This window comes from Kitasatospora sp. NPDC090308, from assembly GCF_044769485.1.
Classification (GTDB): domain Bacteria; phylum Actinomycetota; class Actinomycetes; order Streptomycetales; family Streptomycetaceae; genus Kitasatospora; species Kitasatospora fiedleri.
The window spans coordinates 486,211-498,025 of sequence record NZ_JBIVXY010000001.1 but is presented as its reverse complement, the minus strand read 5'-3'; the positions used below and the strand labels follow the sequence as shown (position 1 = coordinate 498,025).

General features: G+C 73.4%; 10 protein-coding genes. 2 read left to right on the top strand and 8 right to left on the bottom strand.

The annotated features are described in order from the left end of the window. Positions 1 to 112 precede the first annotated feature (112 nt). Complete coding sequence (glnA, locus tag ACIQVD_RS02145; RefSeq protein ID WP_100835888.1) at positions 113 to 1,525, bottom strand: type I glutamate--ammonia ligase; 1,413 nt, start codon at positions 1,523 to 1,525, stop codon at positions 113 to 115. A 321-nt stretch (positions 1,526 to 1,846) separates the two neighbouring features. Between glnA and ACIQVD_RS02140 the strand changes: the two genes are divergently transcribed. Beyond that, on the top strand, positions 1,847 to 2,314 hold the full coding sequence (locus ACIQVD_RS02140; protein ID WP_400688563.1) for an RDD family protein: 468 nt from the start codon (positions 1,847 to 1,849) through the stop codon (positions 2,312 to 2,314). 148 nt (positions 2,315 to 2,462) lie between these two features. On the opposite strand, the gene ACIQVD_RS02135 is transcribed toward ACIQVD_RS02140, so the two are convergent. The 7 genes from ACIQVD_RS02135 to ACIQVD_RS02105 all read right to left on the bottom strand — a co-directional run bounded on the left by ACIQVD_RS02135 (position 2,463) and on the right by ACIQVD_RS02105 (position 9,906). Then, on the bottom strand, positions 2,463 to 3,149 hold the full coding sequence (locus tag ACIQVD_RS02135; RefSeq protein WP_400688561.1) for a DUF4191 domain-containing protein: 687 nt from the start codon (positions 3,147 to 3,149) through the stop codon (positions 2,463 to 2,465). A gap of 121 nt (positions 3,150 to 3,270) precedes the next feature. Next, positions 3,271 to 3,423: a hypothetical protein gene (locus tag ACIQVD_RS02130; protein ID WP_199528046.1), complete on the bottom strand. Its 153-nt coding sequence runs from the start codon at positions 3,421 to 3,423 to the stop codon at positions 3,271 to 3,273. A gap of 191 nt (positions 3,424 to 3,614) precedes the next feature. Then, positions 3,615 to 4,571, bottom strand: a complete 957-nt coding sequence (locus ACIQVD_RS02125; RefSeq protein ID WP_033254401.1) for a lipoyl synthase — start codon at positions 4,569 to 4,571, stop codon at positions 3,615 to 3,617. Positions 4,572 to 4,733: 162 nt separating this feature from the next. Beyond that, complete coding sequence (gene lipB, locus ACIQVD_RS02120) at positions 4,734 to 5,507, bottom strand: lipoyl(octanoyl) transferase LipB (RefSeq protein ID WP_402285849.1); 774 nt, start codon at positions 5,505 to 5,507, stop codon at positions 4,734 to 4,736. Positions 5,508 to 5,698: 191 nt separating this feature from the next. Then, a complete protein-coding gene (locus ACIQVD_RS02115; RefSeq protein ID WP_400688558.1) occupies positions 5,699 to 7,591 on the bottom strand; it encodes a helix-turn-helix domain-containing protein in 1,893 nt (630 codons plus the stop codon). Between the two features lie 127 nt (positions 7,592 to 7,718). Next, positions 7,719 to 9,074 (bottom strand): MFS transporter, encoded by a 1,356-nt coding sequence (locus ACIQVD_RS02110; protein WP_400688556.1) that lies wholly within the window; start codon positions 9,072 to 9,074, stop codon positions 7,719 to 7,721. A 58-nt stretch (positions 9,075 to 9,132) separates the two neighbouring features. After that, complete coding sequence (locus ACIQVD_RS02105; protein WP_400688554.1) at positions 9,133 to 9,906, bottom strand: 3-hydroxybutyrate dehydrogenase; 774 nt, start codon at positions 9,904 to 9,906, stop codon at positions 9,133 to 9,135. Between the two features lie 297 nt (positions 9,907 to 10,203). On the opposite strand from ACIQVD_RS02105, the gene ACIQVD_RS02100 reads away from it, so the two are divergent. Continuing rightward, positions 10,204 to 11,811 carry a regulator gene (locus ACIQVD_RS02100; protein ID WP_400688552.1) on the top strand — a complete coding sequence of 536 codons (1,608 nt, stop codon included), beginning with the start codon at positions 10,204 to 10,206 and terminating at the stop codon, positions 11,809 to 11,811. The last annotated feature ends 4 nt before the right edge of the window (positions 11,812 to 11,815 follow it).

Genomic DNA, 11,815 nt, shown 5'->3' with positions numbered 1-11,815 from the left:
GCCCCAGAGGTACTTCGGCTGATCCTTCTCACGCGTTTCCGCAGGTCAGCGAGGTGCTGACCTGCGGAAACGATGAGAGATCGAACTGCGTTTCCGCAGGTCAGAGGGCCCCCTACAGGTCGTAGTACAGCTCGAACTCGTGCGGGTGCGGCCGCAGCGCGATCGGGGCGATCTCGTGGGTGCGCTTGTAGTCGATCCAGGTCTCGATCAGGTCGGTGGTGAAGACGCCGCCCGCGAGGAGGTACTCGTGGTCGGCCTCCAGGGCGTCGAGGACGGCGCCGAGGGAGGCGGGGACCTGGGGGACGGCGGCGTGCTCGTCGGGGGCGAGCTCGTAGAGGTCCTTGTCGACGGGCTCCAGCGGCTCGATCTTGTTCTTGATGCCGTCCAGGCCGGCCATCAGCATGGCGGAGAAGGCCAGGTAGGGGTTGGAGGACGGGTCGGGGGCGCGGAACTCGATGCGCTTGGCCTTGGCGTTGGAGCCGGTGATCGGGATGCGGATCGCGGCGGAGCGGTTGCGCTGCGAGTAGACCAGGTTGACCGGGGCCTCGAAGCCGGGCACCAGACGGTGGTAGGAGTTCACCGAGGGGTTGGTGAAGGCGAGCAGCGAGGGGGCGTGCTTGAGGATGCCGCCGATGTAGTAGCGGGCGGTGTCGGACAGGCCCGCGTAGCCCTGCTCGTCGTAGAAGAGCGGGGAGCCGCCGGTCCACAGCGACTGGTGGACGTGCATGCCGGAGCCGTTGTCGCCGAAGATCGGCTTGGGCATGAAGGTGGCGGACCTGCCGGCCCGCCAGGCGACGTTCTTGATGATGTACTTGAACAGCATCAGGTCGTCGGCGGCGTGCAGCAGGGTGTTGAACTTGTAGTTGATCTCGGCCTGACCGGCGGTGCCGACCTCGTGGTGCTGGCGCTCCACCTCCAGCCCGGCCTTGGCGAGTTCGAGGGACATCTCGGCGCGCAGGTCGGCGAAGTGGTCGACCGGCGGGACGGGGAAGTAGCCGCCCTTGTACTTGACCTTGTAGCCGCGCGCGTCGCCCTCGGCGGAGCCGCTGTTCCAGGCGCCCGCGACCGAGTCGATGTGGTAGTAGGAGGCGTTGGCGGAGGTCTCGAAGCGGACCGAGTCGAAGACGTAGAACTCGGCCTCGGGCCCGAAGTAGGCGGTGTCGGCGATGCCGGAGGAGGCCAGGTACGCCTCGGCCTTGCGGGCGACGTTGCGCGGGTCGCGGCTGTAGGCCTCGCCGGTGATCGGGTCCTGGATGAAGAAGTTGATGTTGAGGTGCTTCTCGGCGCGGAACGGGTCCAGCCGGGCGGTGGCCAGGTCGGGCACCAGCGCCATGTCGGACTCGTGGATGGCCTGGAAGCCGCGGATCGAGGAGCCGTCGAACATCAGGGTCTCGGACGGGTCGAAGGTGGCGGCCGGGACCGAGAAGTGCTGCAGCACGCCCGGCAGGTCGCAGAACCGCACGTCGACGAACTTGATGTCGTTGTCCGCGATGTACTGCTTCACCTCGTCGGCGTTGGTGAACATCCGTACTCCTCCTCGGCGTGCACGTCTGAGTCTCCGTCAGGGGCGACAGGAGCCCCGGTGCAGGGGGCTCACGATAGGAACGGCCCGTTTCCGGCTCGTGACTCGCTTGTTTCCCACATGTTAACCGGGCCATTCGGGCGGGCGGCAAAGCGGTACGGTTCCGGGCAAATTCCCGGCCCCACCGGGCCGTGGATCCGCAACTGGTCCAGACCACTCGTGGCAGTCGGGCGCACCGGGTTCACCCCGACGGGAAACCCCGGCGGCGCGCCGCCGCCCGGGGCTGCCACCGGCCCCGGCCGTAAGCCCGGTTAGGGTGGATTCGTGGACACCAGAGAAGCACTCGGATCGTGGATCGACGGCCCGAAGGCGGCCGCCGAGAAGATGGGCGCCGAATTCGGCTACCGCGGCGAGCGCCTCGGCCTCCCGCGCACCGGGCCCGGTTCGCTGGCCGGCCCCGGCCGCCGGATCGGCGCGCTGTTCGTCGACGGCTGGCTGGTCAGCCTGGTCGCGTACGGGCTGCTCGCGGGCGGCGAACGGGGCACCGCCAACCTGTGGACCACCCCGCTGTTCTACGCGGTGACGGCGCTGTTCCTGGCCACCACCGGCACCACCGTCGGCAAGCGCCTGTTCGGCCTGCGGGTGGTCCGGCTGGACGGCACCCGCGCCACCATCCCGCAGGTGCTGCTGCGCACCCTGCTGCTCTGCCTGGTCGTCCCGGCCGTCGTCTGGGACCGCGACACCCGCGGCCTGCACGACAAGGCCGTCGGCACCGTCGAGGTCCGGATCTGAGCCGCCCCCGAAGGGGCACCCCGGGGAAGCACCCCCGAGGAAGCACCCCGGGGAAGCGCCCTCGAAGGGGCACCGGAACATCGAACGGCCCCGCTCGCGGAGGGGAACCTCGCGGGCGGGGCCGTGGTGCGGAACGGGGGAGTCGCGCCTAGCGCATGCCGCCCTTGGGCATCCGGGCGCCCTTCGGCATCGGACCCTTGGGGATCGGCGCCTTGGAGAGCAGGTCGCCCAGGGCGCGCAGCCGGTCGTTGGTCTCGGTGACCTGGGCGGCGCTGATCGACCGGGGCAGGCGCATCAGGTGGATCTGCAGCTTCTTGAGCGGGATCTGGCCCTCGTCGTTGCCGACCATGATGTCGTGCACCGGGATGTCGCCGACGACCCGGGCCATCTTCTTCTTCTCGGACGCCAGCAGCGGTCGCACCCGGTTCGGGTTGCCCTCGCCGATCAGCGCGATGCCGGCCCGGCCGACCGCCCGGTAGACCGCGTCCTGGCTGCGGGTGACCGCCACCGGGGTCTGGTTCGCGCTCCAGCCGCGCCGGATGTTGCCCAGCACCGCCGCGACCGCGCCCGGCTGGCCCTCCATCTGCCCGAACGCGGCCCGCTCGGCCCGCCGGCCGAACACGATCGCGACCGCCAGCACCGCCACCACGAAACCGAGGATGCCCAGGTAGACCGGGTGGTCCAGTGCGAAGCCGATGGCGAGGAACACGCCGAAGGTCAGCAGGCCGACGCCGGCGATGATCAGGCCGATCTTGGTGTCGACCTGCTTGGTCATGACATATGCCTGGCGGATCTGTGCGAGCCGCCCAGGAGTATCGGATTTTTGCCTCGCCATACCGCTCATGGTACGTGGCGGCACACGCGATCATCCAAGGCGGTGCCGGTTCGTGACCCTGGTCTTTCCCCGAGGGGGCCCCGGTTCCCGCCGGGGGTCCGCCCCCGCCCCCACCAGGGGTTCAGGCGCCGCGTCCGAACACCTGCCCGGACTGCTCGCGTTCGCCCGCCAGCCGCCGGTTCTCGCACACCGCGGCCCACGCGTTGCGGCGCGCGCCGCGGATCAACAGCATCTGCTCGGCCCGCCGAAGGGCGATCCGGATTCCGGTACGCATGACCACACCAACTCCTCGACCCGGGTACCGCTCCAGCGTCCCGGACGCCCGTTACCGTACGGTGACCCGCCCGTCAATGCCACGTGAAACGTCGACGCTTAGCCCGGACGCGCCGGAGGGACGGGCCCGAACGGACCCGTCCCTCACCGGCCCGGCACGGCGCGCCACCGACAAGCACCACAGCACGCGGCTCAGACCGCGGCGGCCCGCTCCCGGTGCTCCAGCGCCTGCCGGTACAGCCGCCCGGCCCGGTACGAGGAGCGCACCAGCGGACCGGACATCACCCCGGCGAAGCCCAGCTCCTCGGCCTCCTGCTGGAGCTCGACGAACTCCTGCGGCTTCACCCAGCGCTCCACCGGGTGGTGGCGCAGCGAGGGCCGCAGGTACTGGGTGATGGTGATCAGCTCGCAGCCGGCGTCGACCAGGTCGGCCAGCGCCTCGCTGACCTCCTCGCGGGTCTCGCCCATGCCCAGGATCAGGTTGGACTTGGTGACCAGCCCGGCCGCCCGGGCCTGGGTGATCACGTCCAGCGAGCGCTCGTAGCGGAACGCCGGGCGGATCCGCTTGAAGATCCGCGGCACCGTCTCGACGTTGTGCGCCAGCACCTCGGGGCGGGCGGAGAAGACCTCGGCGAGCTGCTCGGGGACGGCGTTGAAGTCCGGGATGAGCAGTTCGACGCCGGTGCGGCCGGCCTCGCGGGCGGCGGTCATCGCGTGCACCTGGCGGACCGTCTCGGCGTACAGCCACGAGCCGCCGTCCGCCAGGTCGTCGCGGGCGACGCCGGTGATGGTGGCGTAGTTCAGGTCCATCGTGACGATGGACTCGGCGACCCGGCGCGGCTCGTCCCGGTCGAACTCGGCGGGCTTGCCGGTGTCGATCTGGCAGAAGTCGCAGCGGCGGGTGCACTGGTCGCCGCCGATCAGGAAGGTCGCCTCGCGGTCCTCCCAGCACTCGAAGATGTTGGGACAGCCGGCCTCCTGGCAGACCGTGTGCAGTCCCTCCTTCTTCACCAGGGACTGCAGGGCGTTGTACTCCGGCCCCATCTTCGCCCTGGTCTTGATCCACTCGGGCTTCCGCTCGATGGGGGTCTCGCTGTTGCGGACCTCCAGCCGGAGGAGCTTCCTGCCGTCGGGTGCGACAGCGGACACGTGCGACTCCTAGAACTAGACGGGGTACCCCTCAGGGTACGCCTGCGCTTCAACGGCGGGCACCCGGCCCGGGGCTTGCCTTCGAAAGGCAACGCTCGGCGCGCCGCGCCGATTCCGCTACCGGACGGTCACCAGCCCGCTGGCGGCCCCGCTGGCGGCCCGCTACCGGACGGCGACCGCCGGCTCGGGCAGCTCGGCGAACACCTCGGCCAGCTTCCGCTCGACCGCGCCCACCGCGTCCGGCACCCCGAACGGCCGGGCCAGCTCCCCGCTCAGCGAGGCCACCCCGGCGTCCCGGATGCCGCACGGGACGATCTTGTCGAAGTACGTCATGTCCGGGTCGCAGTTCAGTGCGAAGCCGTGCATGGTCACGCCGCGGGCCACCCGCACGCCGATCGCCGCCAGCTTGCGGTCGTCGCCGCGCTGGCCCGCGTTGGACGGCGCGTACTCGGGTCCGGCCAGCCGCGGGTCGATGCCCAGCGGCAGGCCCATCCGCAGGGTCAGCTTGCCGATCTCCACCACCTGCGCGGGGTCGACCACCGCGCCGGGGATCTCCGCGCCCAGCTTCCACACCCCGCTGCGGCCCTCGATCCTGGTGGTCTCCACGCCGAACTCGCCGCAGGCCCGGATCAGCGCCTCCTCCAGCCGCCGCACGTACGCCACCACGTCGATCGGGTCCGGCAGCTTCACGATCGGGTAGCCGACCAGCTGCCCGGGACCGTGCCAGGTGATCTCCCCGCCGCGGTTGACCTCCACCACCGGCGTCCCGTCCAGCGGCAGGTCGGCCGGGTTGGTGCGCTTGCCCATCGTGTACACCGGGTCGTGCTCCAGCAGCAGCACGGTGTCCGGGATCTCGTCCGCGACCCGCAGCGCGTGCAGCCGCTGCTGCTCCGCCCACGCCTCCTGGTAGGGGACGGTCCGCTCGCCTATCCCCATCCGCACGAACCGCACGTTCTCGCTCACCACAGCACTCCCTGCCGGCCGACCAGCCCAACCTCGCCACTGTACGCCCGGCCCGGGCACGCCCGGCTCGCCGCGGGCCGGTCCGCTGCACGCCCGGCGCGGGCCGGTCCGCTGCACGCCCGGCGCGGGCCGGTCCGCTGCACGCCCGGCGCGGGCCGGTCCGCTCAGCCCCCGGCGAGCAGTTGCAGCCGCAGCGCCAGCTGGAGCTCCAGCGCCCGCTCCGGCTGGTTCCAGTCGCGGCCCAGCAGCACCTCCACCCGGTCCAGCCGCTGCACCACCGTGTTCACGTGGACGTGCAGCAGGTCCTTGGCCCTCGTCAGGCCGCCGCCGCAGTCGAAGTAGGCGCGCAGGGTGCGCACCAGCTCGGTGCCGCGCTTGGCGTCGTAGTCGAGCAGCGGGCCCAGGGTGGCCCGGACGAAGCCGTCCACGTCGTGCCCGTCGCCCAGCAGCACGCCCAGGAAGCCCAGGTCGGCCGCGCACGCCCCGTCCCCGGCCCGGCCCAGCACCCGCAGGGCCCGCACGCAGCGCACCCCCTCCGCGTACGCCGCGGCCAGCGCGACCGGGCCGTTCGCGGCGCGGCCGGTGCCGACCGTGACCGGGCCGCCCGCCAGCCGGGCCAGCCGCTCGGCCGCGAGCGCGGCCACCGCGCCGTCGCCGCCGCCCTCGTGCGGCACCAGCAGCACCACGCCCTCGCCGAACTCGGCGCTGATGCCGCGCGAGCCGAACAGGTACCGGGCCGCCGCCCCGGCCAGCCGGCCCTGGGCGAGGGCGTCCTCGGCGACGGCCACCAGGGCCAGGTGCGGCCGGTTCAGGTCGACGCCCAGCCGCCGGCCGCGCGCGGTCAGCCCGGCCGGGTCGCGGCCGGGCGCGGTCAGCAGGTCGGCCAGCAGCTCGCCGCGGACCCGGTTCTCGGTCTCGGCGACCGAGCGGCGCAGCAGGAGCAGCAGCGCGGTGACGACGCCGGCCCGCTCGAACACCCGCCGGTCCGCGTCGTCCAGCTCGGGCCGCCCGTGCAGCACCAGCGCGCCCAGCAGCTCCTGCCCGGCCAGCACCGCGCACACCCACTCGGTGCCGTGCCGGACCGCGTGGCCCTCCGCGCGGGAGGCGGTGACCGCCTCGGCCAGGCCGTCGGGGGCGCCGCCGGGGCCGGTCAGCGGGGCGCCCTCGGCGTCGTGCACCGAGGCCACGCCGTCCAGCAGCGCGGCCACCTCGGCGGCCACGTCGGCCACCTCCGCACCGCGCAGCACCAGGTCGGTGAGCCGGTCGTGGGCCTGCTCGGCGCGCTGGACGGCGGCGGCGTGCGCCCGGATGACGGCGTTGGCGGCGGCCAGTTCGGCCAGCGCGGCCCGGGTGTCGGCCAGCGACTTGGCGGTGTCCAGGGCGATCGCGGCGTGCGCGGCCAGGGTGCACAGCAGCGCGACCTCGTCGGGGGAGAAGGCCCGCGGCGAGCGGTCGGCGGCGAACAGCACGCCGATCACGGTGCCGCCGAGCAGCAGCGGCACCCCGATGATCGCCACCAGGCCCTCGTCCAGCACGCCCGCGTCGATCTGCCCGGTGTGCCGGAACCGCTCGTCGACCCGGTAGTCGTGGCTGGCGTAGGGCCGGGCGGTCTGCGCGACCAGGCCGCCCAGGCCGTCGCCCAGGCTGAGCCGCAGGGTCTGGAAGATCGGCGAGACCGAGCCGTCGGTGACCCGCATGTACGTGTCCCCGGCCCGCTCGTCGGGGAGGGTCAGGTACGCGGTGTCGGTGCCCAGCAGCATCCGGGCCCGCCGGACGATGGCCTGCAGCACCGCGTCCAGGTCGCGGGAGGCGGCCAGGTCGCCCGCGGTGTCGAACAGGGCGGTCAGCTCGGCCTCGCGGCGGCGGTGCTGGCGCATGGTCCGGTGCACCCGCAGCGCCTGCCAGGTGGCGTCGTCGATCTCGGTCAGCACCTCGGCGGGCGCGCCCCGGCGGCGGGCGTCGGCGAGCACCTCGCCGAAGTCCTCGGTGGCGGCGCCGGTCGCCAGCAGGTCGAGGAGTCTGCGCAGCGCCGGCGCGGCGGTGGTGTGGCGGTCCATGCGGTCTTCCCTGTCACTAGTGCCCCCGTGGCCCCCGTGGCCCTCGTGCTCCCCCGCCCGCCGCGGGAACGGGCCGGGGCCGCGCCCCCGGTCGCCCGGTGACGCGGCCCTGATCCTGCCGAAGTGCTCAGAGGCTAGCGGGCGCCTTCACGGAGTCCACCCGAGCGTCCGCCCCGACGTCCTCCAGGTCGGCGCCGCGGGTCTCCCGGCCGCACAGCACGGCCACCACCGTGACCACCGCGGCGAGGGCCACGTACACCGCGATCGGGGTGGCGCTGCCGTAGTCCTTCAGCAGCGCGGTGGCGATCAGCGGGGCGGGCGCGCCGGCCGCCACCGAGGAGAACTGGGCGCCGATCGAGGCCCCCGAGTAGCGGGTGCGGGTGGCGAACAGCTCGGAGAAGAACGCCGCCTGCGGGGCGTACATCATGCTGTGGAAGAACAGGCCGACGGTGACGGCGGCGGTCAGCTGGACGAAGCTCCCGGTGTCGGCCATCCGGAAGAAGACGAACGCCCAGCCGCCGACGCCGACCGCGCCCACCAGGTAGACCGGCCTGCGGCCGACCCGGTCGGAGAGCGCCCCGAAGGCCGGGATCAGCGCGAACTGGACGGCCGAGCCGATCAGTACGGCGTTCAGCGCGGTCTGCTTGGGCAGGTGGGTCTGGGTGACGGCGTACGCCAGCACGAAGGTGGTCAGCACGTAGTACGAGATGTTCTCCGCCATCCGGGCGCCCATCGCCACCAGCACGTCCCGCCAGTGGTCGCGCAGCACCGCCACCAGCGGCGGCCTCTCCCGCTCGGCGCGCTGCCCGGCCGCCGCCAGCGCGGCCTTGAACAGCGGCGACTCGTCCACCGCGAGCCGGATCCACAGGCCGACCAGCACCAGCACCGCGGACAGCAGGAACGGCACCCGCCAGCCCCAGGCCAGGAACGCCGCGTCCGACTGGACGGCCGTCATCAGCGAGAGCACGCCCGCCGCCAGCAGGTTGCCGGCCGGCGCGCCGCCCTGCGGCCAGGACGCCCAGAAGCCGCGCCGCCGCCGGTCGCCGTGCTCGGAGACCAGCAGCACCGCCCCGCCCCACTCGCCGCCCAGCGCGAAGCCCTGCACCAGCCGCAGGACGGTCAGCAGCACCGGCGCCGCGACGCCGGCCTGGTCGTACGTCGGCAGGCAGCCGATCAGCGTGGTCGCGCCGCCCATCAGCAGCAGGCTCAGCACCAGCAGCCTCTTGCGGCCGATCCGGTCGCCGAAGTGCCCGAACACCAGCGCGCCCAGCGGCCGGGCGGCGAACCCGATCGCGTAGGTCAGGAAGGACAGCAGGGTGCCGGTCAGCGGGTCGGCCTTCGGGAAGAACACGTGCCCGAAGACCAGCGCCGCCGCCGATCCGTACAGGAAGTAGTCGTACCACTCGATGGTCGTACCGATCAGCGAGGCGGCGACCACCCGGGGCAGGGAGGCGGGTCTCACGTCGTCGGGAGAGGCGGCCATGGCGAATTCCCTTGCAGGTGAGGGGAGATGGGGGAGGGGGAGAGGGAGGGGGCGGAGCTCAGTGCGCGGTCCAGCCGCCGTCCACCGGCAGGCTCGCGCCGGTGATGTACGAGGCGCCGGGCGAGCAGAGCCAGACGGCCAGCTCCGCCACCTCGTCCGGCTCGATCAGCCGCTTCACGGCGGTGCGGTCGAGCATGATCCGCTCCACCACCTCGTCCTCGTGGATGCCGTGCGCCAGCGCCTGCGCGGCGATCTGCTTCTCCACCAGCGCGGTCCGCACGTACGCCGGGTTCACGCAGTTGCTGGTCACCCCGTACGGGGCGCCCTCCAGGGCCACCGTCTTGCTCAGGCCCTCCAGGGCGTGCTTGGCCGTCACGTAGGCCGACTTGAAGGCGCTCGCTCGCAGGCCGTGCACCGAGGAGATGTTGACCACCCGGCCCCACTCGCGCTCGTACATGTGCGGCAGGGTGCGGCGCAGGATCCGGAACGGGGCCTCCACCATGACCCGCTGGATCAGGGTGAACCGCTCCACCGGGAACTCGTGCACCGGCGCGACGTGCTGGAGGCCCGCGTTGTTGACCACGATGTCCGCGTCCGCCGGCAGCGCCTCCACCGCCTCCGGGTCCGACAGGTCCGCGACGTGCGCGGTCCCGCCGATCCGGGCCGCCAACTCCTCGGCCGGGCCGGCCGCCAGGTCGACGACGTACACGTGCGCGCCCGCCGCGGCGAACGCCTCCGCGCAGGCCCGGCCGATGCCGGAGGCGGCCCCGGTGACCAGGGCGGTGCGGCCGAGCAGCGGCGGCGCGGGGGGCGGGGCAGAAGTGGTGTCCATGGCCGAGAACGGTAGGAATCCGCGGGCCCCACAACGATGTGGGCGGACACCACAGCACCGCCCTGGCAAGTGGTGCGCACCGCCATGCGCCCGCACCGCGGGCAGCGGCTCCCGAACTCAAACACGCGACGCCCGTGCTTCCTCACAACGGGCGGGGCTGGTTCACCCGTTCGGAGGACGGGTGGCCCGAATCCACCCATAGCGTCCCAATGCTCGCTACATTCGCGCCGATTCCCGATCAGGGGGCGCCGTCCGGGCAGGAGGGGCCGGAACGGTGCCTGAGAGGTGTGGACTGCTATGCCCCAACGGCCAGTGATCGACAGCCCCGCGTACCGACCGCTCGACCCGCTCGACCCGCGCCCGACCGGAGCGGCCGAGACCCCTCCGCGCGCCCCCGAGCGAACCGAACCACCGGCCCCCGCGGCCGGGCGCGCCCAGAACCCCCAACTCGCCGCGCTCATCGAGGAGTCCGGCTTCTCGCACGCCGGCCTCGCCCGCCGGGTCGACCAACTCGGCCTGGAACACGGCCTCGACCTGCGCTACGACAAGACCTCGGTGACCCGCTGGCTGCGCGGCCAGCAGCCCCGCGGCGCGACCCCGGCCCTGATCGCCGAGGTCTTCACCCGCCGCCTCGGCCGCCGCCTCACCGCCCAGGACGTCGGCCTCGACGCCTGCGCCCCGGTCTACGCCGGGCTGGAGTTCGCCGAGACCCCGCAGGAGGCCGTCGACATCGTCGCCTCCATGTGGCGCAAGGACAACGGCCCCTACGCCGAGCTCCGCAAGATCGCCTTCACCCCCGCCGGGCTCGTCGTCCCCAGCCGCGACTGGCTGATCGGCCGCACCGACGAACGCGTCGCCCGGGACGGCACCACCCTCACCCCCGAGGAGCTCCGCACGCCCCCGCAGGGCGCCCGCGTCCCCCAGCAGGCACCGCGCCGCCCGGCGAACGCCTCCGGCGCCGAACCGGGCGCCGAGGCCCGGGAGTCCAGGCCCCCGGTCCGGGTCGGCCGCGGCGACATCGCCGCGATCCGCGCCGTCGGCGACCTGTTCCGCGCCCTCGACCACGCCTACGGCGGCGGCCACGCCCGGCAGGCCCTGGTCCGCTACCTGGAGAGCGAGGCCGAACCCATGCTCCGCGGCCGGTACGGCGAACAGATCGGCCGCGCCCTGTTCGGCGCCGTCTCCGACCTGACCCGGCTGGCCGGCTGGACCTCCTTCGACATCGCCGCGCACGGCCTCGCCCAGCGCTACTTCGTCCAGGCCCTGCGGCTCTCCCAGGCCGCCGGCGACCGCGTCCTGGGCGGTTTCGTCCTCACCACCATGAGCCAGCAGGCCGTCCACCTCGGCCACGCCCGCGAGGCCATCCAACTCGCCCGGGTCGCCCAGCAGGGCGTCGGCACCACCGCCGCCCCCGTCGTCCAGGCCCTGATGCACGCCGCCGAGGCCCGCGGCCACGCCCTGGCCGGCGACGTCCGGGCCTGCACCACCGCCCTGGTCCGCTGCGAACGCGCCCTGGGCACCGCCCGCGGCGCCGACGAAGTCCCCTCCTGGGCCCGCTACTTCGACGACGCCCAGCTCGCCGACGAGTTCGCCCACTGCTACCGCGACCTCCAGCAGTGGCGCCCCGCCGCCCAGCACGCCGAGAAGTCCCTCCGGCTGCGGGCCCCCGCCTACGCCCGCAGCCGCATCCTGTGCCGCCTGGTCCTCGCCTCCGCGCGGCTCGGCATGGGCGACGTCGACGAAGCCTGCTCGATGGCCACCGACTCCCTCCGCGCCGCCGGGGAGATGCGCTCCGCCCGCACCGTCGAGTACCTCCGCGACTTCCACCGCCGCCTCACCCCCTACCGCACCACCCCCGCCGCCCGCGCCTTCGAAGAGGCCTCCCGCCAGGCGGGGGTGATCTGAGGGG